This is a genomic window from Geothrix sp. 21YS21S-4 (assembly GCF_030845995.1).
Lineage (GTDB): Bacteria > Acidobacteriota > Holophagae > Holophagales > Holophagaceae > Geothrix.
In genome coordinates this window covers 602773-626158 of sequence record NZ_CP132719.1, presented here as the reverse complement: position 1 = coordinate 626158, position 23386 = coordinate 602773, and the positions used below count along the sequence as shown (strand labels likewise).

The 23386-nt window shown below is 66.9% G+C and carries 16 protein-coding genes and 2 tRNA genes; 11 read left to right on the top strand and 7 right to left on the bottom strand.

What is annotated here, in order from left to right:
* Nucleotides 1-31 precede the first annotated feature (31 nt).
* From RAH39_RS02910 to RAH39_RS02875, 8 genes are all read left to right on the top strand, one after another.
* Nucleotides 32-106, top strand: a tRNA-Lys gene (locus tag RAH39_RS02910).
* A 13-nt stretch (nt 107-119) separates the two neighbouring features.
* Nucleotides 120-194: transfer RNA gene (locus RAH39_RS02905), tRNA-Glu, on the top strand.
* A gap of 333 nt (nt 195-527) precedes the next feature.
* Nucleotides 528-1703, top strand: a complete 1176-nt coding sequence (gene dinB / locus RAH39_RS02900) for a DNA polymerase IV (protein ID WP_306591302.1) — start codon at nt 528-530, stop codon at nt 1701-1703.
* Nucleotides 1703-4045, top strand: a complete 2343-nt coding sequence (locus tag RAH39_RS02895) for an ATP-dependent DNA helicase (RefSeq protein ID WP_306591301.1) — start codon at nt 1703-1705, stop codon at nt 4043-4045. Before dinB ends, RAH39_RS02895 begins: the two co-directional genes overlap by 1 nt.
* Before the next feature lie 366 nt (nt 4046-4411).
* Nucleotides 4412-4684 carry a hypothetical protein gene (locus RAH39_RS02890; RefSeq protein WP_306591300.1) on the top strand — a complete coding sequence of 91 codons (273 nt, stop codon included), beginning with the start codon at nt 4412-4414 and terminating at the stop codon, nt 4682-4684.
* A 1-nt stretch (nt 4685) separates the two neighbouring features.
* Nucleotides 4686-4994 carry a hypothetical protein gene (locus tag RAH39_RS02885; RefSeq protein WP_306591299.1) on the top strand — a complete coding sequence of 103 codons (309 nt, stop codon included), beginning with the start codon at nt 4686-4688 and terminating at the stop codon, nt 4992-4994.
* A gap of 2 nt (nt 4995-4996) precedes the next feature.
* Nucleotides 4997-6613, top strand: a complete 1617-nt coding sequence (locus tag RAH39_RS02880; protein WP_306591298.1) for a PepSY-associated TM helix domain-containing protein — start codon at nt 4997-4999, stop codon at nt 6611-6613.
* 95 nt (nt 6614-6708) lie between these two features.
* Entirely contained in the window at nt 6709-9120 is a 2412-nt protein-coding gene (locus RAH39_RS02875; RefSeq protein WP_306591297.1) for a TonB-dependent receptor, read from the top strand.
* Nucleotides 9121-9183: 63 nt separating this feature from the next.
* On the opposite strand, the gene RAH39_RS02870 is transcribed toward RAH39_RS02875, so the two are convergent.
* The 7 genes from RAH39_RS02870 to RAH39_RS02840 form a co-directional block, all read right to left on the bottom strand.
* Complete coding sequence (locus tag RAH39_RS02870) at nt 9184-10146, bottom strand: AraC family transcriptional regulator (RefSeq protein WP_306591296.1); 963 nt, start codon at nt 10144-10146, stop codon at nt 9184-9186.
* Between the two features lie 270 nt (nt 10147-10416).
* Complete coding sequence (locus RAH39_RS02865) at nt 10417-11007, bottom strand: NAD(P)H-dependent oxidoreductase (RefSeq protein WP_373467338.1); 591 nt, start codon at nt 11005-11007, stop codon at nt 10417-10419.
* Between the two features lie 106 nt (nt 11008-11113).
* Nucleotides 11114-12109: an aldo/keto reductase gene (locus RAH39_RS02860; protein ID WP_306591295.1), complete on the bottom strand. Its 996-nt coding sequence runs from the start codon at nt 12107-12109 to the stop codon at nt 11114-11116.
* Nucleotides 12110-12164: 55 nt separating this feature from the next.
* Entirely contained in the window at nt 12165-12704 is a 540-nt protein-coding gene (locus RAH39_RS02855; RefSeq protein WP_306591294.1) for a flavodoxin family protein, read from the bottom strand.
* Between the two features lie 3 nt (nt 12705-12707).
* On the bottom strand, nt 12708-13763 hold the full coding sequence (locus RAH39_RS02850) for an NAD(P)-dependent alcohol dehydrogenase (RefSeq protein ID WP_306591293.1): 1056 nt from the start codon (nt 13761-13763) through the stop codon (nt 12708-12710).
* 128 nt (nt 13764-13891) lie between these two features.
* On the bottom strand, nt 13892-14725 hold the full coding sequence (locus RAH39_RS02845) for a hypothetical protein (protein ID WP_306591292.1): 834 nt from the start codon (nt 14723-14725) through the stop codon (nt 13892-13894).
* A complete protein-coding gene (locus RAH39_RS02840) occupies nt 14722-17544 on the bottom strand; it encodes a patatin-like phospholipase family protein (RefSeq protein ID WP_306591291.1) in 2823 nt (940 codons plus the stop codon). The genes RAH39_RS02845 and RAH39_RS02840 overlap by 4 nt, the downstream gene beginning before the upstream one ends.
* 268 nt (nt 17545-17812) lie before the next feature.
* Here RAH39_RS02840 and RAH39_RS02835 point away from each other — a divergent pair, with 268 nt between their 5' ends.
* From RAH39_RS02835 to RAH39_RS02825, 3 genes are all read left to right on the top strand, one after another.
* Complete coding sequence (locus RAH39_RS02835; protein ID WP_306591290.1) at nt 17813-19096, top strand: sensor histidine kinase; 1284 nt, start codon at nt 17813-17815, stop codon at nt 19094-19096.
* Nucleotides 19087-20583 (top strand): hybrid sensor histidine kinase/response regulator, encoded by a 1497-nt coding sequence (locus tag RAH39_RS02830; RefSeq protein WP_306591289.1) that lies wholly within the window; start codon nt 19087-19089, stop codon nt 20581-20583. Before RAH39_RS02835 ends, RAH39_RS02830 begins: the two co-directional genes overlap by 10 nt.
* Before the next feature lie 108 nt (nt 20584-20691).
* A complete protein-coding gene (locus tag RAH39_RS02825) occupies nt 20692-23373 on the top strand; it encodes a M4 family metallopeptidase (protein WP_306591288.1) in 2682 nt (893 codons plus the stop codon).
* Nucleotides 23374-23386 lie beyond the last annotated feature (13 nt).

The following is a 23386-nucleotide window of genomic DNA, read 5'->3' as shown; positions in this document are numbered from 1 at the left end:
CGAGGGCGCGAGGGCCTGGGACCACCGGCAAGGGCCCTTAGCTCAGCGGTAGAGCAGCGGCCTTTTAAGCCGTTGGCCGCGGGTTCAAATCCCGCAGGGCCCACCAAGTTCCACCCCAGGGGGCTATCGTCTAGGGGTCAGGACACCGCCCTTTCACGGCGGTAACACGGGTTCGAATCCCGTTAGCCCTACCAGAAGTGCGCTTGACTACGGTCAAGCGCTTTTTCTTTTAAAGCCAAAATCATCTTGGTATTAGCTCAATTCTGCGAATTCCGATCTTGGAAGCAGATAAAAGCGATCTTTAAAATTTCCCTCTTGCCGTCTGGCATGTAGAGAGTCTTGCTCCGACGTTTTCTCGCAATGAGAACTACGGAGAAAAGCAGACGGTCTGAGATTCAAGCACTGCCGATCGAGTGTCATGGTGCTCATGTTTTTCGCTATAATTTCGCCTAATGCTTTCTTGGGGAAATCAGCATGGCCCCACATCGATTTATCCGCATGGGCTGGAATCCGAAAGGGATTCGGGGATGAGTTCAAACGGACCTGTCGAGGACCGGCTCCGCCGCATCGCCCACCTGGACATGGACGCCTACTTCGCGTCCGTGGAGTTGCTGCGCTATCCGGAACTGAGGGGTCGGCCTCTCGTGATTGGAGGGCGCCGCCAGGCGATGGCGTCCGGGGAATTTCAGCGCCTCAGCGGCTACGCGGGCCGGGGCGTGGTCACGACGGCGACCTACGAGGCGCGGGTGTTCGGGGTGCGGTCGGGGATGGGGTTGATGAAGGCAGCGGCGCTGGCTCCGGATGCGATCCTGCTGCCGGGGGACTACGAGACCTACAGCCGGGTTTCCCGCGCGTTCAAGGCGGCGGTGGCGGAGGTGGCTCCCTGCATCGAGGATCGGGGCATCGACGAGATCTATGTCGACCTGACCGACGTGCCGGGCGAGACGCGGGATCTTGCCCAGCGGCTCAAGGACGCGGTGCGGCGGGCCACGGGGCTCTCCTGTTCCATCGGGGTGACGCCCAACAAGCTGCTGTCCAAGCTCGCGTCGGAGCTCCAGAAGCCGGACGGGCTGACGATCCTGGGTTTCGAGGACATTCCCTCGCAAATCTGGCCGCTGCCGTGCGCGGCGATCAACGGCATCGGGCCGAAGGCCTCCGTCAAGTTGGAGGGCTTCCGGATCCGCACCATCGGCGAACTGGCCGAGGCTGATCCCGACTTCCTCATCGAGCACTTCGGCCGCAGCTACGGCGCCTGGCTCCACGAGGCCGCCCACGGCAGGGACGACCGCCCCCTGGCCCTCTCCCGGGAACCCAAATCCATCAGCCGGGAGACGACCTTCGAGCGCGATCTGCACCCCCGGCAGGATCGCGAGGAGCTGACCCGCATCCTCCTCGCCCTCTGCGAGCGCCTGGCCCAGGATCTCGCCCGCAAGGGCTACCTGGCCCGAAGCGTGGGCATCAAGCTGCGCTATGAGGATTTCTCCACCGTGACGCGGGACCATTCGCTCTCGGCACCCATCGCCGATGCGGCGTCCCTCCGCGATGCCGCGCGCGACAGCCTGAAGCGCGTTCCGCTGGACCGGAAGCTGCGCCTCCTGGGCATCCGCGCAGGGTCCCTCGTGAAGGAAGCGGACTGGCAAGCGCCTCCGGCGCAACCCGACCGGGTGTCCGAACCGGGTCTCTTCGACAGGCCGGTCTCCTGATGGAACGGATCACCCGCTCCGTGCGCGATTTCGTGCTTCCGCTCGAACCCAGCGGCAGCCTGGACGCGTCCCTTTCCTTCCAGCTGGAGGAGGATGCCGCCGCCCAGGGCACGCGCCTCCACGCCAAGGTCCAGAAACGCCTCGGCCGTGAGCATCCGGACGTGCAGAGCGAGCGGGCCGTACTGGCCACCCTCGAACGGGAGGGCTTCGAGTGCGTGGTGCGGGGGCGGATCGACGTGCTGCTTCCCGGCCCTCCGCCGATCCTGGAGGAGATCAAGACCACCTTCCAGCCCCAGCGGCTGCTGCGCGCGCTGGCGGCGGATCCCGCGCATCCCTTCGCGCAGCAGGTGCGGATGTACGCCTGGATCCACGCGCGGACCAGCGACACCGCCCCCACCTGCCGCCTGCGCGTGATCTCGCTGCTGGATGAGGCCGAAACGCTCGTGGACGTTCCCTTCGATCTGGCGTCGTTCACCACGTGGGTGGAGGCCCAAGTGGAAGGGCTTCATGCGCAGCATCTGCGGGCCTTGGCGCGGGCCGCCGAACGGAAGGCCGTGGGCGAAGGGCTGGCGTTCCCCTTCGAGGCGCCCCGCCCCGGTCAGACGAGGCTTCTCCATGTGGTGGAAGAGGCCCTGGAGGCCGGCGAGCCCCTCCTGGTCCAGGCTCCCACGGGGCTGGGCAAGACCGCGGCCGTGCTCTACCCCGGACTCCAGAAGGCCCTGGCCGAAGACCTGCGCGCCTTCTACCTCACGCCCCGCAACAGCCAGCACGCCGTGGCGGAAGCGTTCGTGCGCCGCCTGGTGCAGGCCGGCCATCCCGTCCGCTCGGTCACCTTGCGCGCCAAGGAGCGCGTCTGTCCCCAGGACGAAGTCCATTGCCATCCCGACGCCTGTCCCCGGGCCAAGGGCTACTACGACCGGCTGAAGGAATCGAAAGCGCTGGACCGGATCGCCGGCCTCGGCTGCGCGGATTCACCCGCCATCCAGGCCCTGGCGGACGAGCACGCCCTTTGCCCCTTCGAGCTGTCGCTGGACGCGGCCCGGAATGCGGACGTCATCATCGGGGACTACAACTACGCGCTCTCGCCCTCGGCCACGTTGATGCGGTTCTTCGGGGAGAAGGAAGCCGAGGCGCGAAACCTGCTTCTGATTGACGAGGCCCACAACCTGCCGAACCGCGCCACGGCGTGGTTTTCGCCCGCGCTGGAGCTGGCCCAGTTGCAAGGTCTGAAGAAGGCCTGGAAGGGGAAACGCACATCCCTGAAAGGCCGTTTCACCCGCCAGGTGGACCGCTGTCTCGCGCTGGTGGCCGCGCACGAGGGGCCCAACCGGAAACTGGATCTGGATCCTCTCCCCTTCACCGCGGAGGAGAAGCGGATCCGGGAGCTCATCGCCAAGGCCACCTCCGACGGCGTGGAACTGGCACCCGGTCACGCCCTCGTTCAGCTCTTCCGCCTGTGGTCGGACTTCTGCGCCGTCCTGCGCGAGCGCACCGACGCGCATCTGCTCACCTGGACGCCGCCGGGGCGGCTCCAGATCACCTGCGTCGACGCATCCTCCCACCTCGCCGACCGTTTCGAATCCCTCGCGGGCGCGGTGCTCTTCTCCGGAACGCTGAAGCCCTTCGATTTCTATGCGCGCCTCTCGGGCCTGGCGGAGCCCCGCTGCGAGGAGATCCCCTCGCCCTTTCCAGCCGAGCACCGCCGCCTGCTGATGGTTCCCCAGGTCTCGACGCTCTACCGCCGCCGCGACCAGGAGACGCCCCGCATCGCGGAGTTCCTGTCCCGGGTGCTGCCCCTGCGCCACGGCAATTACCTGGTCTTCTTCCCCAGTTTCGAGTTTCTGGAAAAGACCCTTCCCTTCCTGGATCTGCCGGAATTCCGCATTCTCGCCCAGCCGCGCCGGGCCACGCCGGAAGCTCTGGACCGGATCCTCGCCGCCCTCGCGAGCGAGCGTGGCCTCGTCGTTCTCGCCGTCCAGGGAGGCTCCCTGTCCGAGGGCATCGACCTGCCCGGCGACGCCCTCATCGGCTCGGTCATCGTCGGCCCCCCCATCCCGCCCTTCGATCTGGAGCGGAGGCTCACCAAGGAGTACTTCGATCGCTCCTGCGGCCAGGGGGAGGCCTACACCTACGTCTACCCCGCCATGGCGAAGGCCGTCCAGGCCGCCGGCCGCGTGATCCGCGGGCCCGAAGAGCGGGGCCTGCTCGCGTTCCTCGATCCCCGTTTTCTGGAGCCCGCCTTCGCCGAGTGCTTCCCGCGGGACTGGTTCCAGGACTCTCCCTGGGAGGGCGTGTCCGACCGGATCCTGGCGGACGTGACGCGGTTCTGGGCGCGGGGCTGAAGGTCGACCCTTCTTCGACAATCCCGTCCGGGAAAGCCTCGGTCCAGCGAACGCGCAGACGGTTATTTCAAGGACAGCGCCTTGAAATGCCGGAAAGCGAGAGATGCCGATACATAAGTCAAAAAACATTTTGAGATTCTGAGACGCATTCGCAATAATAGTTGGCTCCGACAAGCATCTCTTCCTTGGAGCCCTTTGAAATGGCCGAGCCACGACCCAACCCCCGTCGAACCGCGTCGCGGATCGTGAAGACAACAGGCCAGTTCTGGGAGGGCCATCCCGTCCGGACGCGCACGGAGGAAGGCGGCGCCCAGGTCGGGCCCTCTCCTTCCGGTTTTCCCTGCGCCGCCTCGATGGGGTTTTGAGATGGGCGGAATTCTTCTTCTGGGCTTGGCCCTCGCGCTGGCCGGCTGCGCCTGCTTCTACCTCGCCTCGCCCCATCAGGGGCTGCTGCGCGCCCCCTGGCCGGCCAAACCGGCCCGGGTGGGCGGCGGGCTGCTTCTGGCGTGCAGCCTGGCCGACCTGGGCCTCGCCCTGCGCGTCCTGCCGGCCGTCTTCCTGTTCTGCGCGGGCGTGATGGCGTTCCTGATGCTCCTGCCCTACGTCAGCGCCCTCGCGGTCAGTCTTCGGATCCGGTGACATGACCCCAGCCCAACATCCCCCGATCCGGCCCGACTGGATCTCCAAAACCCTGGCCGGCGCGCTGCTCGGCTTCACCTTCGCCCTGGGGGCCAGCGGCCTCATGGCGCTGGCGCTGCACGGCCTGAAGGCGAGCGCGCGGGCCCAGCTCGTCATGTGGATGGTCGCCCCGATCTGGCTCGCCATCCTCGCCGGCTGCTACGCCTTCCGCAGCGGCAAGCGCGCCTGGGCCTGCCTGGGCGCCGCCAATGGCCTGCTGTTCCTGGTTCTCGGCGCCCTGCGCCTGTTCTGCCCCATCGGATCCCACTGACCATGCGCGTCGACCTCATCCGCACCTACAAAGTCCTGCACACCTGGACCGGCGTCCTGGCGGGGATGCTCCTGTTCATCGCCTTCTATGCGGGCGGCCTGACCCTGTTCAAGGAGCCGCTGGCCCGCTGGGCTTCGCCGCCCTCCATCGGCGCGGCGGCGGTGCCCCTCGCCGACGCCCCCGCCCTCATCAACCGCGCCCTGGCGGCGCATCCGGCGGCCGGGAAGGACTTCCAGCTCCACCTGAAGCCCGCCGAAGACGTGCCCAGCCGCCTGACCTGGAGGGAGGGCGGCGATGATCATGACGCCGCGTCGGGCCGCCAGTACGTCGCCACCCTGGACGCCGACGGCGTGCGGATCGACCAGGCCCGCCCGCACCAGCTCGCCGCGTTCATCGACACCCTCCACCGGGTCGTGGGCCTGCCCTTCGACAACGATCCCAGCCGCTGGTTCATGGGCGTGGCCGCCACGCTCTACGCCCTGGCCCTGGTTTCCGGCGTGATCCTGCTGGTGCCCACGTTCGTGAAGAACTTCTTCGCCCTGCGCACGGACAAGGGCCCGAAGCGCCTCTGGCTGGATGCCCACAGCGTGGTCGGATTGGCGAGCCTTCCCTTCCACATCGTGATCGCCACCACGGCAGTGGTGTTCGCCTTCCACGACGAGATCTACGACCTCCAGAACAAGCTGATCCACCGGGGCCGCCTGTCCAGCGCCTGGGCGCCTCCCCAGGCGCCGCCGAAGCCGGCGGCTCCGCGCCAGCCCTCGGCCATGCTGCCGCCCGAGGAGCTGCTGGCGAAGGTGAAGGCCCTGTCGCCGACCTTCGAACCGACCCGCCTGCAGTACAAGCAGGTCTTCACGCCCAAAGCCGTGGTGCAGGTGTGGGGCCATGATCCCAAAGCCCTCTCGCCCAGGCCCGTGGGCGGCTTCGTCGCCCTGAATCCCTACGGAGGCGAGGTGCTCCGCACGGACTTCCTCCCGGGTCGCCAGGACGGGCCCAACACGACGATCGCCAGCTTCTTCGCGCTGCACTTCGGAACCTACGGCGGCGCGCCGGCCAAGTGGCTCTACTTCGTGCTGGCCATGGGCGGAGCGTGGCTGTTCTACAGCGGGAACCTGCTGTGGCTCGAATCCCGCCGCAAGATCCCGGGCAAGGATCAGACGCCGCCCGCCCGGCGCCGCGACACGCGGGCGCTGGCCGCGGCCACCGTGGGCGTCTGCCTGGGCTGCATCTGCGGCCTCTCCTTGACCATCGCCGCCAGCAAAGGGCTCCACAGCCTCGCTCCCCAGCTCAGCGGCGGGCCGCGGGCCATCTACTATTCCGTCTTTTTCGCCAGCCTCGCCTGGGCCTTCCTGCGCGGCGCGGCCAGGGCCTCCGTCGACCTCCTGTGGGTGGCTGCCGCCTTCACCCTGCTGATTCCGGTGACGACGCTGCTGGCGTGGCTCTTCCCCGCCCTGGGCCTCTGGGCTCATGCCAGCGCTCCCGCGCTCGGTGTGGACCTCACCGCCCTGGCCGGGAGCCTCTGCTTCGCATGGATGGCCCGCGTCACGTCGAAGCGGGTGCAGTCGGGACCGGCGGACAGCATCTGGTCAAAGCATTCCGGCCTTCCCAACGCCATCTAGCCGACACACGCAGTCTCCCCATTCTTCCGGGTTCCGGACGCAGCCTTGATCGCCAAGGCCGCCTGGATCCGCCATCCACGTAGGAGTACGCACCCATGCATTCACGGAAATCCAGCCGTGCCCAATTGAGCCTGGCGACCGCCCGCGCCTTTGCCCTGGCCGCCGGCTTCACCTCCCTGGCGGCCGCCCAAGGGGTTCCTGCCCCGGCGGCGCCCATGACCGTCAACCTTCCCTCGCAGCCCCTGCGCCAGGCGCTCGACAAGCTGGCGCGGCAGGCCAACCTGCAGATCGCGTATCCGGAGGGGCTGGTGGCCGGCAAGTTGGCGCCCGCCGTGTCGGGCCAGTTCACGGTCAAACAGACACTGGACCGGCTGCTGGCCGGAAGCGGACTGGTGGCGACCGTCGAGGGGACCTCGGTGACGGTGAAGGAAGCGCCCGCGGCTTCCGAAGCGACCCTGCCCACGGTCAAGGTCTCGGCCACCAGCACCGCCCCGTCGGAGTTGCCGAAAGCCCACGCCGGCCAGCAAGTCGCCAAGGGCGCGCGCCTCGGCGCGCTGGGCAACCTGTCCGTCATGGACACGCCCTTCAACATCACCAGCTACACCGCCGAGCTGATCGAGGATCAGCAGGCGCGGACGGTGGCGGACGTGCTCGTCAACGACCCCTCCGTGCGCTTCACCACGTCGAACGGGCACATGTACGAGAACTTCCGCGTGCGCGGCTTCGACGTCAACGCCTCCGAGCTGGCGATCAACGGCATGTTCGGGCTCGCGCCCGTGGGCCACTCGCCGGTGGAATTCGTCGAGCGGGTGGAAGTCCTCAAGGGCCCCAGCGCGCTCTTCAGCGGCATGGCGCCCGGCGGCGGCATCGGCGGCGTGATCAACCTCGTGCCCAAGCGCGCGGCCAACGATCCCCTGACCGAGGTGTCCCTCGGCTACCAGTCGAAAGGCCAGCTGGGCGGCACCGTCGACGTCGGCCACCGCTTCGGCGATGCCAAGCAGTGGGGCGTTCGCGTGAACGGCGCCTACAGCGATGGGGACACCGAACTGGACGGCCAGTCCAAGAAGCGCGAATTCCTGTCCACCGCGTTCGACTACCAGGGCGAATCCCTGACGGCCTCCCTTGACGCCTACCACAGCAAGGAGTCGTTCGAGGGCGGCACCCCCGCCATGTTCTGGTTCTCCACGCCCAGCATTCCGGAGGCTCCGGATCCGCGGATCAACCAGTTCCGCACCGGCTACGGCGAACTGAAGAGCGACGCCGTGATCGGGCGGGCCGAATACGAGTTCAACCGGCACCTCTCGGCCTTCGTGGGAGCGGGATTCCGGAACTACGACTACTCCGGCTTCATCAACGGCACCCATGCGCGCCAGATCAACGCGGTGGGCAACTACACCGGCATGATGGTCGGGCAGCTGGGCAGCAGCGACAGCGTCTCCTCCGAAGCGGGCATCCGCGGCCGCTTCGGGACGGGCGGGGTACAGCACGAGCTGGTGCTCCACGCCACCAACCTGAAGCAGGAGGACAGCTCCAACACCACCTCGTCGTCCTTCACCTCGAACATCTATCGGCCCGTGACCCCGGTGATGGTGGCCCTTCCGACCACGGCTCCCAAGACCGGCGAGTCGACCCTGTCGAGCTGGGCCCTGGTCGACACCATGTCCTTCATGGGCGAGGCCGTGCGGCTGACCCTCGGCCTGCGCGACCAGGAAGTCGACACCACCAGCTACAACACCGCGGGAGCCGTGACCGGCAAATATGACGAGCACGCCGTGACGCCCAGCGTCGCCGTGGTGGTCAAGCCCTGGGGAGCGGGCGTTTCCCTCTACGCCAACTACGTGCAGGGGCTGAGCAAGGGCGACAGCGTGACGGATGCGGCGGCGACGAACTACCAGCAGGTGTTCGCGCCCTACAAGACCGAGCAGAAGGAGCTGGGCGCCAAGTGGAGCGTCCGCGGCTTCAGCAACACCGCCAGCCTGTTCGAGATCACCAAGCCCACACTAGTCGCCCTGGGAACCAGCACGCGCCCCACCTACACGGACGAAGGCGAGAAGCGCGTCCGGGGCATCGAGTGGAACACCTTCGGCGAGGTGGTGCCCCATGTGCGGCTGCTCGGCGGCGCGACCTACACCCAGGGCGTGCTGACGAAGACCGCCTACAACCGGAACAACGGCAAGGTGGCGGTCGGCGCTCCCCGCTGGCAGGGCAACCTCGGGGCGGAATGGGACCTTCCGTGGATCCAGGGCTTCACGCTGAGCGGGCGCGTCTTCGCCAGCACCAGCCAGTACCTGGACGCCGCGAACACCCAGGAGATTCCCGGCTGGAGCCAGTACGACTTCGGCGCCCGCTACACCACGCGCGTGGGCGGCCGCAAACTCGCCGTGCACCTGAACGTGGCGAATCTGTTCGATCGCCACTACTACTCCGGCAGCTTCAGCGACAGCACCCCCATCGCCACGCTGGGCGCGCCGCGCACGGTGAGCGCGACCGTCAGCATGAGCTTCTGACGCGCTCACCGAACGTGTAGGTCTGGAATCCGGTCCTGGCAGCGCAAGCGTTGCCAGGACCGTCTAGTTTTCAGAAGCGGGGCGGTCCACGCCGGCCTTTTGGAGCAGCATCGCGATGTCCTTGGTCGGGGCGTTCCCGAAGTACCGGCCGTACTCCCGGGTGAACTGGGGGACGCTCTGGTAGCCCACTTTCCGGCCGGCGGAGCCGGCGTCCAGTTTCGTCAGCAGCATGAGGCGGCGGGCCTCCTGAAGCCGCAGGGCCTTCTGGTACTGAAGCGGGCTCATTTCGGTGACGGCCTTGAAGTGCTGGTGGAAGGAGGAGGGGCTCATGTGGACCAGCGTCGCGAGGCGCTCGACGTCCAGCGGCTTGTCGAAGTTGGAGCGGACCCACGACACCGCCTTGGAGATGCGGTGGACCTTGCTCTCCTCCTGGCCGATCATCGCGAGCCGCAGGCCCAGGGAGCTCTTCAGCAGCCGGATCAGGATCTCGTCCATGACGAGGGGCGCCAGCAGCTCCGCTTCCCCCGGCTGGGACGCGAGCCCCATGAGCCGGACGACCGCGTTGATCACGTGATCGTCCACCTGGTCCACGCAGATCGCGTGGCCGCCGCCCTGCTTCGGAAGGCCGTGGGGATAGACCTTGGCCGTCAACTCCGCGACCCGGCCGGCGTCGATGTCCAGCCGCAGGCCGAGGTAGGGGGAATCCAGGCTGGCCTGGGTCACCTGTGCGGTGATCGGCACGTCCACGGAGTAGACCAGCATCCGCGACGCGTCGTATTCGTAGATTTCCTTCCCGAGGATCACCCGCTTCGCCCCCTGGGCCACCAGACAGAGGGCCGGGCATGCCAGGGCGTGGTGCATGTCCTTCTCGATCCGCGAGGCCTTCGACACATGGACGCCGGGCAGCCGCAGGTCGAAGCTCCCGTCGTAGGGCGCGTGGGCCATCATCATGCGCGCGAGCCGGGCCAGGTCGGTCGGAGCTTCCTCGGGATCGGTGGGGCGCGGGAGGGGATGGCTTCTGTTCATGGGAAGGGTCCCTAGGACGAGATCGCAGGTGATGGGATGTCCGCTCCGGAGTTCCGCGCCGGCGCGGGCCGAAGAACGCCGATGGGCGCCTCGGAGCCGAAGCCTAGGCCGGAGGAACATCTTCCACCGCGAAGCATTCCGTGGCGACCCGAATGGCGTTCCTCGCCCTGGGCCACCCCGCGCAGGAGGCGTGATGAATGCGCGGGATCGCGTTCGTCACGCCTCCTCGCGACCGGCGGGAGAGGTGCCGGAGCGCCACGGAGGCAAAGATCAGAGGCAATGTTTCTCCAGATGCCCTCGGTACTCTTCGAGCGCCCCGGGAATGTCCGGGCTCTTGAAAATATCGAACACCCCAAAATCCGGGAGAATGTCGAACCCCACGAATTTGTAGTTCGAGGTGAGAGGGAGGAACACGTCCGCCGTTCCCTTGCCGCCGTAGAGTGCGCCGTTGGGGTTGTCGAAGGCGTCCCTGGGGGCATTCCAGGTGGCGGAGATCATGAATTTCCGTCCCTGCATGTGGCCGCCCATCCCGTACTGCCGGGTCGGATCCTGGCGCGTGCGGCCGTCCCCTTCCAGCAGGGTCTTGGTGTTCAGCCCGGCGTTGAAGACCTCATCCACGTATTTCTTGTAGATCCACGGCGCCGAGAACCAATTCACGGGCATCTGGAGAATCACCAGATCCGCCGCCACATGCTTGTTAACTTCCTCTTCGGGGTCATAGCCGCGCTCCACGAAGGTCTCGGCGACCTGGTGTCCGCGCTCGGCGAAGAACGTCTTGGCGAAGTCCATGAAGGCGAGGTTCAGCTTGCCCTCGGACCAGCCGGGATAGGAAAGGTGGGCGTTGATGATGAGCACGTTCAAAGATTCGTCTCCTTGGATGAAGGCCACTCACAAATGCAGGATCGGCTGACGAGGAAGGGACGGCAGGGCCACGATGAAACCGCGGCCCTGCCGTCCCACTGGATGTTTAGCGGCCCACCAGCTTCTGCAGGTGCTCCGGGTACCGCGCGCCCTGAATCGTGATCTTCGCGGAAGCCTCGTCGATCTTCCGCAGGTCTTCCGCGGTGAGTTCGAGGGCGGCGCCTCCCAGGTTCTCCTCCAGCCGATGGAGCTTGGTCGTGCCGGGAATCGGAACGATCCACGGCTTCTGGGCCAGCAGCCAGGCCAGGGCGAGCTGCGCGGGCGTCGCGCCCTTCTCGGCCGCGAGGGCTTTCAGCACCTCGACCAGGGCGAGGTTCGCCTTGCGCGCCTCGGGGGTAAACCGCGGGACGATGTTGCGGAAATCGGAGGGATCGAAGGTGGTGGTCTCATCGATCTTCCCCGTGAGGAAGCCCTTCCCCAGCGGGCTGAAGGGGACGAACCCGATGCCCAGTTCCTCCAGGGTGGGGAGGATCTCCGCTTCCGGCTCCCGCCAGAACAGGGAGTACTCGCTCTGGAGCGCGGTCACTGGCTGGACGGCGTGGGCGCGGCGGATGGTCTTGGCGCCGGCTTCCGACAGTCCGAAGTGCTGGACCTTGCCCTCCTGGATGAGCTCCTTCACGGCGCCCGCGACGTCCTCGATGGGGACTTCGGGATCCACGCGGTGCTGGTAGAAGAGGTCGATGCGCTCCACGCGCAGCCGCTTCAGGGAGGCTTCGGCCACGGCCTTGATCTGCGCCGGGCGACTGTTCACGCCGCCCAGGTTGACGCCGCCCTGCTGGGCGATGTCGAATCCGAACTTCGTGGCGATGGCCACGCGGCCGCGGAAGGGAGCGAGGGCTTCGCCCACCAGCTCCTCGTTGGCCCAGGGACCGTAGACTTCGGCGGTGTCGAAGAAGGTGATCCCCTTCTCCACGGCGGCCCGGATCAGGGCGATGCCTTCCTGTTTGTCGACGGCGGGGCCGAGCCCGAAGCTCAGGCCCATGCAGCCGAGGCCGAGGGCCGAGACATTCAGGCCGCGGGTGCCTAGCGTTCGCATCTTCATGGGGGTGCTCCTTGGGAAATGAGGTAATGGGAGGGCGTGAGCGCGCGGACGGCGCCTAGAGGGACAGGCCCATCTGGTAGGCCTCTTTCATGGCGGGGGCGCCCTTGATGTCCCCCACCTCCCAGGCGCCGGTGCCGTAGACGACGCCCCTTTCCCGGGCGCCATCCAGGCAGGAGGTGAAGCCCCGGAACCCTTCGAGGGTGCGGTGCATCGCCTTCCGGCTGCCGTCCGCCGCGGCCAGGATGAAGTAGAACTCCTTGTCGCGGAGCTCCTGGTAGCGGGCGCAGGTGCGGTCGATGAAGGTCTTCATCTGGCCGGCCATGGCGTAGAAGTAGACGGGCGTGGCCATGACGATGACGTCGGCGCGAACCATCTGGTCGAGCATTTCCGCCATGTCGTCCTTCTGGGGACAGGGCTTCCCTCCTTTACTGCAGGCGCCGCAGCCCGTGCAGTAGCCGATCGCCCGGTCCCGGAGGAAGACCTTCTCGGCGGCATGGCCGCCCTCCCGGGCGCCCGCGAGGAAACGGTCGGAGAGGAGGTCCGAGTTGCCGCCCTTGCGGGGGCTGGAGGACAGGATGAGCACCTTCTTTCCCATGGCTCAGCCCTTCAGCGAGGCCATGTCGAGCACGAAGCGGTACTTCACATCGCTCTTCAGCAGGCGCTCGTAGGCGGCGTTGATCTCCTGGACGGAGATCACCTCCACGTCGGAGGCGATGCCGTGCTCGCCGCAGAAATCCAGCAGCTCCTGGGTCTCCGGGATGCCGCCGATCAGGGAGCCCGCCACGGACTTCCGGCCCAGGACCAGGGGGGTGGTGTCCAGCATGGGCTCCAGTGCGCCCAGGTAGCCCACCAGCACCAGGGTGCCGTCCGAGGCGAGGGTCGGGACGTAGGGATTCAGGTCGTGGACGTAGGGCACGGTGTCGACGATGAGATCGAAGCGGTCCGAGACGGCGGCCATCTGCGCGGCGTCCGTGGACAGCACGACGTGATCCGCGCCCAGGCGGCGGGCATCGGCCTCCTTGCCCTTGGACCGGGTGAACAGCGTCACCTCGGCGCCCAGGGCCTTGGCCAGCTTCAGGCCCATGTGCCCCAGCCCTCCGAGGCCCACCACGACCACCTGGCTGCCCGGGCCCACCTTCCAGCGCCGCAGGGGCGACCAGGTGGTGATGCCCGCGCAGAGCAGCGGCGCGGCGCCCTTCAGGTCCAGCCCGGCCGGAACCTTCAGCACGAAGCGGTCGGACACCACGACCTGATCGGAGTAGCCGCCCTGCGTGGGGGTGCCGTCGTGGCGGTCCTGGCCGCCGTAGGTGAAGGTGGAACCCTCGGCGCAGTACTGCTCCTCGCCCCGCTCGCAGGGTTTGCAGTGGCGGCAGGCGTCCACCATGCAGCCCACCCCGACGGCGTCGCCGGGCTGGAAGCGGGTCACGCCGGCGCCCACCTCGCGGACGCGGCCGATGATCTCGTGGCCCGGAACGATGGGATACGTGGTCCAGCCCCAGTCGTTTCGCGCGGTGTGCAGATCGGAGTGGCAGACCCCGCAGTACAGGATGTCGATCACCACATCATCGGGGCGCGGATCGCGGCGCTCGAAATGGAACGGGGCCAGCTCCGCCGTGGGGGACTCTGCGGCATAGCCGAGCGCGGGAAAGGGCATGATTCCTCCGGTCCGCGGCAGGCTTCGATCACCGGCCACGGAATGAAGTCTAGGAACCAGCCCGGCTCAGGACTTGCTCATTCCTCTGAAATCCTTTCCCAAACCTCCGAGGAGGCCGGCGGATCGTCTCAGCCCGCTCCGCCCACGTGGTAGCAGAGGCCGAAGATGATCGCGGACTCGTCCTTCTCCCGCGACGTCTTCGCGCGCCAGGCCCGGCTGATGACGCCCTCGATGTAGAACCCGTCGGGCAGGAGGAAGCCCAGGGAGGACGCCGACGCGGGCGTCTTGGCGCCGACGCACAGGCGGCCCCGAAGCTGGAAGCGGTCCTTCTCGAAGGTGTAGAAGCGGTCGTAGAGGTGGGCCAATTCCAGGAAGGAACCGCCCAGGGGGCCGGCGCTGCGGGGCGTGCCGTCGCTCAGGCGGAGACCCAGCTTGTCCGTGGCCTTGGACTGGTCCGAGTATTCGATCTTCGGATCCGCGTCGATGGGCGTCACGCCGTCCGCCTGGAACCGCTGGGCGGTCTGGCTGGCGTTGCGGAAGGTCCAGGAGCCCACCGCCGCGAGCTTCGCGGCGTCGGACCACTGGTAGAGGTGCAGCCGCAATCCGACTTCGGCGCTGTAGTTGGAGGTCTCCTTCACCACCCGCTTCACGTAGGTCTGCGCGGAATCGCCCTCCTGGGTGGAGAAGGCGGACTCGTTCTTCCCGTTGACCAGCACGGACCCGAACAGCTGGAGCTCCTTGAAGGATTGGCGTCCCGGATCGCGGAGGCTCCAGGTCCGCACCGTCTCCACCTGGAGCATCCCCCGGATCCCGAAAAAGTTGTCGCCGCCCTCGCGATCCCGGAAATAGTTGGAGGCCTGGAACCCGAGGTTCACGTCGGCCTGGAGCGCGCCGGCGGGCTGGGCCGCGAGGAAGGGGCCCCCCAGGAGCGCGGCGAGGGCGATGGCGCAGGCGCGGTTCATGCGGACGTTCCTCCCACGGTAGGACGGACCGGCTTGGAGCATTCGAAGGCCGCATCCACGGTGTGCTCGCCCAGCCGGCGGTAGGCTTCCCACTGCGCCTCGTCGAAGAACTGGTCCAGGGTGGGCTCGTGGGGAAACGCGGGCTGCCGCTCGTGGTAGAAGCGCACATCCATGGGCTCGTCCCCCGTGAGCGTGGGCTTGAGGACCAGCAGGAGGGAATGCTCCGGCCCCTCGCCGGTGCAGCAGGGATAGTCGATCCGGGCCAGTGCGGCATGGGCCCGGGAGCGCCCTTCCAGCGCGGCCTTCACCAGGGTCGGGTCGACCCCCTGCCCCTTCACCTCCCAATCGCCCCGGCGCAGGGATTCCACCGGCCCGAGGGCGGGGCACAGGCCGCCCTCCTCCAGTCCCACGCCGGCGCGGAAGGTCTTCCAGGCCGCCGCCAGGTCGGCACCGTCGAGGAACCGCAGTTCCGCGCCGAAGTCGTTCCGCAACTTCAGGGTGAGGTTCGCCAGGTCGTCGAAGGCGTAGTCCGGGTCCGCCCCGGCGTCGCACAGGATCAGGTACGGAATGCGCCTCCGGGCCAGCTCGTACACGGCGGTGTTTTCGAAGTGGCCGCCGTCACTCAGGTACCAGTAGCGCTGGAGGGTGCCGCGGAAGCGCGCCATCCATTCGTCCAGGAGGTGGGCCTGCACCGGCAGGGCCCGCGAGAAGTGGTACCACCCGCCCGCCTGCGACGTGACCTTGGTAGGGCGCGCCTCGGGATCCATGCCGCTGTACCACCAGTAGCCCGTCCGCACATTGAAGAAGCCGCAGAGGAAGCTGAGGCCGAAGCTCGTGCGGGAGCCCATCCCCGTGCTGAACGCGGCGCCCGAGATGCCCATCCATTGGCCGAGGGTGAGGGGCTGCGGCTCCAGCGCTTTGCCCGGGGACGCGAAGAAGACCGGCCACCGCCCCGCGCCCTCCAGGCTCTCGGGCAGGAGCTGGCGCCGCGCCGGGTCGGTCCACTGCGCGTGGTGGGAGACCCCGACGCTCACCCCCAGGGGGCCCACGGCCAGGGGCGTGCCCTTGCGGTCCTGGTTCTGGATTCCGGTGGCGCCGTCCAGGGTCTCGTTGATGGTGACGTTGATGAAGTGCAGGGGACCGCCCTTCTCCCAGAGCCGGTAGGTCTCGAAGCGGAAGTCGTCGCCAGGCGCTTCGTCCCGCGGACTGGTTCCCTTCTCCTGGCGGCGGGGATTGCTCGCGCCGAGGTAGGTCCGGGAGAGGCGCTTCTGGTAGAAGGCGCCCATGGCGCTGAGGTTCAGGAAGGCGCGGTTGCGCCCGAAGGCGAAGAGGGTCAGGCCGGCGCAAAGCGCGAAGCTGCCCAGCCACACCCCGGGCGCGAAGGGCGCCGGCGGCGTCTTCGGCGGGGAGACCGGCGCCGTCGGCTTCTCCGCCTTGGCAGGGGGCTTCGTCAAAGCGGCCCCCACGGGCCGCAGGCCGCCTTCCTCCGCGGGAATGGCGACGGGCCGGAAGCCCCAGGCGAGGCCCGTGGCGAAGGCCGCCTGGCCGACGAACAGGACGCCGATGAGCAGGACCGCGGCGGCCCCGGCCAGCAGGCTGACGGGAAGGTGGACGTCCTCCCGGCGCTTCGGCAGGACGGCCGCCAGCTTGGGGCCCCACGCGGCGAGGAACGCCGTGACCGACGACAGCCCCGCGGCCCACAGGGCCAGACCCGAGGCGCCTTTCTCCCGGAGGACGGCATAGACGGACTGCCCCAGGCTGTCGGCCAGGGCGAGCAGGGCCATGGCCAGGGTGGCGATGATTCCCGCCGACAGCAGGCGCGACAGCCGCCACCGGAGGCAGGCGGCGCGCTTGCCCGGCAGGGGATCGAAGGCCTCGCCCCTGCGGGCGCCCCACTCGCCTTCGGGCCCCCAGGCGAGGACGACGAACCAGATCAGGGCCTGCAGCCCTTCCAGGGCGAACCCGAAACAGACCCATGCGACCCAGGACACGCCGCGGATGGAGCACGTCGTCGCCGCGATCCAGGGCACGTGCAGTCCCGCCAGCCCCAGGCCGCCGAAGAGCGCGACGCTCGCCGCCGCCGCCCATACCGGCGAGAACCAGCGGGAGGAATAGTCCTCCCCCACGGCTTCCACCAGCCAATAGGCCCAGCCCGGAGGCACCACCAACGTAAGGAACAGCACCCCCGCGCCCGCGATCCACGGGCTCCACCACAGGCCCGCGGCGGGGGCCACCGTCCAGGCCAGCCAGGACGCGGGAAGGGAGAGGGCCCAAACCCCCTTCAGGAGGAGCATCACCGACAGCAGGAGGGTCCCCAGCACCACGTGGACCGCGACCCAGTTCCGGAAGAGGATCGCCATCATCAGCAGGAGGTCGCCGCTTCCGCTGGGCGCCAGGTAGCGCCCATTCTCCCGCAGCCACCGGACGGGAGAAGCGAGGACCGGCGCGGATCCGGCCAAGGGGGGCGGGTCCTGCTCCAGGCAGTCCGTCGCCGCCTTCAGGCCCTCGCGATGGATGAGCGCGCCGAGGAAGCTGCCGATGTAGCCGCCGCCGGAGACCGTGCTCAGCAGGTCCACCCGCGGCAGCACCCCGTGGCGGGCCAGCCCGCGGAGCACGCCCAGGCAGAAGGTCGCGCTGCGGATGCCGCCTCCCGACAGGGCCAACCCCACCGGGCGGGCGTCCGCCGGGCCTGCGGCCGCGTCTCCGAGTTCCTTCCGGACGGCGCGCCGGCGGACGGCGATCCGCTCCCCCTCCTCCCGGGCGAACTCCTCGGGATATTCCGCGCCGTGGCCTTTAAGCAGTGGTGGATCGGGCCGCATCCATCCCTCCGCGGGAATCGAGCTGCGATCAGCGTGATGCCTGGAATCGACCAAGAAAAAACAATGGGAAGGCAAAAGGGAGTATTTGCCCTTCAGCCTGGAAGTCAAGCCGTCTTTTTCCCGGCCTTTCTTTCCCACACAAAGGGACTTATTGGTATTTAAAAGATCATATTCAATATTTTAATAGGTTTTATATGCACTCTTTTTATTGCTGAAGTATTCCATCCGCATTCCGATGAGGTGCTGTCGATTTGTTCCGAGGCTTTCTATGACCCTGAGCAACATATCCCCCACAACGTCGATCACGAGTCCCGACCGGGTGGCCTTCCTGGAGGCCCTCAACAAAGGCATGGCCCGGCTGGTGCGCGCGGTCCAGGACCTTTCCCAGGCGCGGGACGTGGAGACGATCCAGGAGATCGTCCGCCACGCCGCCCGCGAGCTGACCGGGGCGGACGGAGCCACCTTCGTCCTGCGCGATGGGGACAAGTGCCACTACGTGGACGAGGATTCCATTTCCCCCCTCTGGAAGGGCCTCCGCTTCCCCATCTCCATCTGCATCAGCGGGTGGGCCATGACGAACGGGCGATCCACCGTGATCCCCGACATCTACGTGGATCCGCGCATCCCGGTGGAGGCCTACCGGCCCACGTTCGTGAAGAGCCTGGTGATGGTCCCCATCCGCCAGGACGCCCCCCTCGGCGCCATCGGGAACTACTGGGCCACCCGCCACGAGGCCCCGCCGGAGGAAGTGGCGCTGCTCCAGGCCCTGGCGGACACCACCGCGGTGGCCATGGAGAACGTGAAGGTCTACAACGAACTGGAGCAGCGGGTGGAGGACCGCACCCAGGAGCTGGAGGCGGCGAACCGCGAGCTGGAGGCCTTCTCCTATTCCGTCTCCCACGACCTGCGGGCTCCGCTGCGCCACATCCGCGGCTTCTCCGAATTGCTGGAGGAGGAGAGCGGGCTGGTCCTGAACGAGGCGGCCCGCGAGCACCTGGAAGGCATCCTCGGCGCCTCGAATCGCATGGAGCGGCTCATCGACGACCTTCTGGCCTTCTCCCGGCTGTCCCGCCAGACCCTGCGCCGGTCCCCCGTGGACCTGAACGCCGTGGTGGACAAGGTCGTGGGCCACTTGGCGCCGGATCTGGCGGGCCGGTCCCTCCGCTGGGTCCGCGGTCCGCTGCCCACGGTCCAGGGGGACGAGGCCCTGCTCACCGCCGCGTTCGAGAACCTGCTGAGCAACGCCGTGAAGTTCACCTCCCGGCGGCCCGAGGCGGTGATCGAAGTGGGGACGGAGGAGCGCCCGACCGAGGTGGAGATCTTCGTGAAGGACAACGGCGCCGGCTTCGAGCCCGCCTACGCCCACCGCCTGTTCCGCGTGTTCCAGCGGCTGCACACCTACGACGAGTTCAAAGGCACCGGCATCGGGCTGGCGAACGTCCAGCGCATCATCCAGCGGCACGGGGGCCGGGTGTGGGCGGAGGGCCGCCCCGGCGAGGGCGCCACCTTCCACGTGGCCCTTCCCCAGGAGGAGGCCGAGCCATGCCCCTGAAGATCCTCTATCTCGAAGACTCGGAACTGGACCTGAAGCTCACCCGGGCGGCCCTCCAGCGGGAGCTCGGGGCCTGCGAGGTGCGCTGGGCCCCCCACCGGGAGGAATTCCTGGAGCGCCTTCAGGATCCGGACCTGGATCTGGTCCTCTCCGACTTCAACCTGCCGGCCTTCGACGGGCTGGAGGCCCTGGACCTGTGCCGCGCGGCCCGGCCCCTCCTTCCCTTCATCCTGATCTCGGGGACCATCGGCGAGGAGAAGGCTGTCGAATGCGTGCGGCGCGGCGCCACGGACTACGTCCTGAAAGCGAACCTGCGCCGCCTGCCCATGGTCATCACCCGGGCCCTGGCGGAGGTGGAGGAGCGCGCCGCGCGGGTCCGCGCGGACAAGGAGCGCCAGGCCCTTCTCGAAGCCGCCAGCATCGCCAAGGTGGTCCCGTGGAAGCAGGACATCGCCTCCAACGTGTGGGTATTCGGGGATTCCGCCGCCATGGTGCTGGGCTACGGCCCGCTGGAGTTCCGGGTGAACCCCGGGCTGGTGGAGGCGCTCATCCACGCCGAGGACGTCCACCGCTTCGTCTCCGCCCGCGCCCGCAGCGCCTCGGGCCAGGCCGTGGGCTTCGACTGCCGCATGCGCCACGCGGGCGGGTCGTGGATCTGGACGCGCTGGACCCTGGTACAGAGCCCCGGGATGTACCGCGGCGTGCTCCAGGACGTGTCCGAACTCCACGCCACGCAGGAACAGCTCATCCTCAGCCAGAAGGCTGAGACGGCCGGCGTGATGGTGAGCGGGCTCAGCCACGACTTCAACAACCACATCATGGTGATCCTGGCGAACACGGAGCTGCTGGACGGCGGGCCGCTGCTCGACTCCCAGCGCCGGTTCGTGGCCAACATCCGCCGGGCCGGCGAGCGCTCCCGGGACATGGTGCGCCAGCTGCTGGGCTTCGCCCGCAAGAACCAGGAGTTCGAGCGGTCGCAGCAGGACCTCAACGGCCTGGTGAACGAGGCCGCCGGGCTGATGAGGCACATCCTGCGCCCGGAGATCCGGCTGGAGACCGCCTGCCTCGTCTCCCTTCCCGAGGTCTGCGGCGATCCCGGCCAGATCGTCCAGACGATCATGAACCTCGGCATCAACGCCCAGGACGCCATCCCGAGCGAGGGCTCCATCACCCTCCGCACCGGCCAGCAGGTGCTGAGCGCCGCGGAAGCCGAGCAGCAGGGCCGCCTGCCCGGGCCCTACACCTACGTCGAAGTGGAGGACACCGGCACCGGCATTCCGGAGGAGATCCTGCAGAAGATCTTCGACCCGTTCTTCACCACCAAGCCCCCCGGCAAGGGCACCGGCCTGGGCCTGGCCATGGTCCAGGCCATCGTGAAGGGCCACGACGGCCTGCTGCTCTGCGCGTCGGAACCCGGAAAGGGCACCCGCTTCCGCATGCTCTTCCCTTCCACCGCCCCGCGGCAGCCCGCGGAGGTCTGCGGCTAGGCCGCGAGAATACTCCGGCCCTTCGGGTCCCTTGCCCGCAGACGATCATGGCCAGGCGAACGCCTGCCAGATATGATGGAAATTCCTTGCGCTTATGGGAGTTTTCAAATGCGGAATGAGCTTTCATTGCTCATTGCTCCGAGTCTGGTGGCAGGAGCCTTATCAAATGCGCCGCCCTCCACGTCCGCGCGAGACGCAGCAGTCAAGCTCTTCCGAAGCACCAAGGCAGCCCTCAACCTTCAGGAAGAGGATGATCTTCGATTCCGCAACGAAAGCCGCGACGAACAGGGAAAACTTCATCTCCGCCTTGATCAGACATTCCGTGGACTCCGGGTCTGGGGTGGTCAAACCATCTACCACATGGCCGGAGAGGTCCCATCCCAGCCCCCCACGGATCGATTGATTCGCGGCCTACAACTCTCTCCCTTCCCAACCCTGGGCTCTTCCGAGGCGCTCGCTGTTGCCGCAGCCGACATGAACCCCCAGGGAGCTTTCACACGCACTCCCACGTGCGAACTGGCGATCTACCCCACACGCCGACGAGCGGTCAGGCCTGGAATACTTCCGGATACAGTCAATGCAGCAGATGTCACCACGATCGTGGAAGGTGCCACCCTCGTCTATCACCTTCATTTGGAGATCGAGCGAGGGACCATAGATACCCGGCACTGGGACTACTTGGTGGATGCCCATACAGGGACGATCCTCCAGCGGTGGTCCACTCTCAAAGGCGCCACGAACAGCACTGGCAAATCCCAGTACAGCGGGACAGTTCTTCTCAAAACCAATCCACTTTCGTCCGGAGGAGCGGAGCTAAGGGATGTGACCCGAGGTTCAGCCCTGCCTCATCCCGCAACCGCGCAGCGAGGAAACGCAACCTACGACCTCGCAGGTGCCGAGCCCGAAGATGACGCTACGCCCTTCCAAAGCGGATCCATCTTCACGGATGCTGACGACAGTTGGGGGGACGGCCTCAACTTCGGTGGCGGGGCAACCGCTTCGGAAAACGGTCAAACCGCGGCAGTGGACGCGCACTTTGGACTTCAATCCACGTGGGACTACTACCTTAACGTCCACGCATGGGAAGGCATCGACGGGAAAGGCACTGCGACACTGAACCGCGTCCATTACGGCCACGGCTATGCGAACGCTTTCTGGAGCGATGCCTGTTTTTGCATGACGTACGGGGATGGGGACGATCCCACGGGAACATGGGGATTCAAGACCGTGACCGCCCTTGACGTCGCCGGCCACGAGATGAGCCACGGCGTATGCACCAACACCGCCAACCTCGACTATTTTGGGGAGGCCGGCGGGCTCAACGAAGCCAACTCCGACATTCATGGAACGATGGTCGAATTCTATGCCCGGGGAGGGACCCACGGCAGCGAAGTCCCCGATGTGGGTGGCAACTGGACCATTGCGGAGCAGCTGAGCCACCTGCCTCTACGCTACATGGACAAGCCCAGCCTGGACGGCCTTTCTCCCGATGCGTGGACCCTCGCCCTGGCCGACATGGATCCTCACTATTCTTCCGGCCCCATGAACCGCTGCTTTTATTTTCTCAGCGCGGGCGCCAGTTCAGACAGCATGCAGAGCGGTTTCACGTCCTATCTCCCCTCTGGCATGACCGGCATCGGAAACACCAAGGCCATCCGGATCTGGTTCAAGGCTCTCCGAGACTACCTGACCTCCGGTGCGACCTACCACGATGCGAGAATCGCCTGTCAGTCGGCCGCCACTGCCCTTTATGGAGCCAATTCCTCCGAGCTCGCGGCTGTGCAAAATGCCTTCCACGGCATCAATGTGGGACCCAGCGCCGGACTTCCGGACGACGCATCCGCGCCTGCCAATGTCACCGTGGGCGTGGCGGGCTCTTCGGACACCATCGTTTTTACAGGTTCTGCAACCGACGACGTTAAAGTGGAACGCATCGATTTCCTGGTCGATGGAATTGTCGTCGCCAAGCTTAATGCCACCAGTGGAAGCGTACAGGTCGACTCCCATCTTTTCGCGAATGGCCATCATTCGCTCCAAGCTGCGGCTTACGATAGCTCCGGCAATCGCGCGGTTTCTGCCGTGATGTTCTTCTCCGTGGTCAACGCCTTCACCCAGGTTCTTCAGAACCCAGGCTTCGAAGGCGGGAATTCTTTCTGGAAGATGGAAGGAAGCGCAGAGATCGGGATCACTTCCGCCTTGGCTCGAACAGGACAGGCTTTCGGAATATTGGGTGGAAAAGGACGTACGGGATCCCCCGTCACCGGATCGTTCGCCCAGCGCATCCTGCTTCCCGATATCGAGGGGTTATCCCTAGACTTCTGGTTGTGGACATCCTCAACGGACACCTCCGGCATTCCCCACGACAACCTCAAGATTCAGCTTTTCGATGAAACGGATTCACTCCTTCTGACCACGCTGGCAACCTACACGAACGCCGACGCGGCAGCCACAAGCCTTGACTCCTCCACACCCGCGTTCATACGGCGCACTTTGGACCTATCCCGATTCAAGGGGAAAACGGTAACCCTCAAGTTCGTCGCCGAGGAAAACGCAGATACTCTCGCAACCCTTTTCCGCATCGACGATCTTTTCCTTGGACGCCAATGGTCCGATCCCGACCAGAACGGGGATGGCCTTGTGGATGGCATTGATCTGGGCATCCTCATCCAAGCTTACGGAGGAAGCATCCCGACATCCTCACCCCTATCGGACCTCAACAACGACGGAAGGGTGGATTCCGCAGATGTGCTCCTGTTGATGAAGCAATTTGGGCAAAGGAAATCACAATGATGCGCCCATCTGG

Excerpts from the sequence above, each read along its gene's own strand:
- dinB (WP_306591302.1), top strand. The coding sequence starts at position 528 with ATGAGTTCAAACGGACCTGTCGAGGACCGGCTCCGCCGCATCGCCCAC.
- RAH39_RS02895 (WP_306591301.1), top strand. The coding sequence starts at position 1,703 with ATGGAACGGATCACCCGCTCCGTGCGCGATTTCGTGCTTCCGCTCGAA.
- RAH39_RS02890 (WP_306591300.1), top strand. The coding sequence starts at position 4,412 with ATGGGCGGAATTCTTCTTCTGGGCTTGGCCCTCGCGCTGGCCGGCTGC.
- RAH39_RS02885 (WP_306591299.1), top strand. The coding sequence starts at position 4,686 with ATGACCCCAGCCCAACATCCCCCGATCCGGCCCGACTGGATCTCCAAA.
- RAH39_RS02880 (WP_306591298.1), top strand. The coding sequence starts at position 4,997 with ATGCGCGTCGACCTCATCCGCACCTACAAAGTCCTGCACACCTGGACC.
- RAH39_RS02875 (WP_306591297.1), top strand. The coding sequence starts at position 6,709 with ATGCATTCACGGAAATCCAGCCGTGCCCAATTGAGCCTGGCGACCGCC.
- RAH39_RS02870 (WP_306591296.1), bottom strand. The coding sequence starts at position 10,146 with ATGAACAGAAGCCATCCCCTCCCGCGCCCCACCGATCCCGAGGAAGCT.
- RAH39_RS02860 (WP_306591295.1), bottom strand. The coding sequence starts at position 12,109 with ATGAAGATGCGAACGCTAGGCACCCGCGGCCTGAATGTCTCGGCCCTC.
- RAH39_RS02855 (WP_306591294.1), bottom strand. The coding sequence starts at position 12,704 with ATGGGAAAGAAGGTGCTCATCCTGTCCTCCAGCCCCCGCAAGGGCGGC.
- RAH39_RS02850 (WP_306591293.1), bottom strand. The coding sequence starts at position 13,763 with ATGCCCTTTCCCGCGCTCGGCTATGCCGCAGAGTCCCCCACGGCGGAG.
- RAH39_RS02845 (WP_306591292.1), bottom strand. The coding sequence starts at position 14,725 with ATGAACCGCGCCTGCGCCATCGCCCTCGCCGCGCTCCTGGGGGGCCCC.
- RAH39_RS02840 (WP_306591291.1), bottom strand. The coding sequence starts at position 17,544 with ATGCGGCCCGATCCACCACTGCTTAAAGGCCACGGCGCGGAATATCCC.
- RAH39_RS02835 (WP_306591290.1), top strand. The coding sequence starts at position 17,813 with ATGACCCTGAGCAACATATCCCCCACAACGTCGATCACGAGTCCCGAC.
- RAH39_RS02830 (WP_306591289.1), top strand. The coding sequence starts at position 19,087 with ATGCCCCTGAAGATCCTCTATCTCGAAGACTCGGAACTGGACCTGAAG.
- RAH39_RS02825 (WP_306591288.1), top strand. The coding sequence starts at position 20,692 with ATGCGGAATGAGCTTTCATTGCTCATTGCTCCGAGTCTGGTGGCAGGA.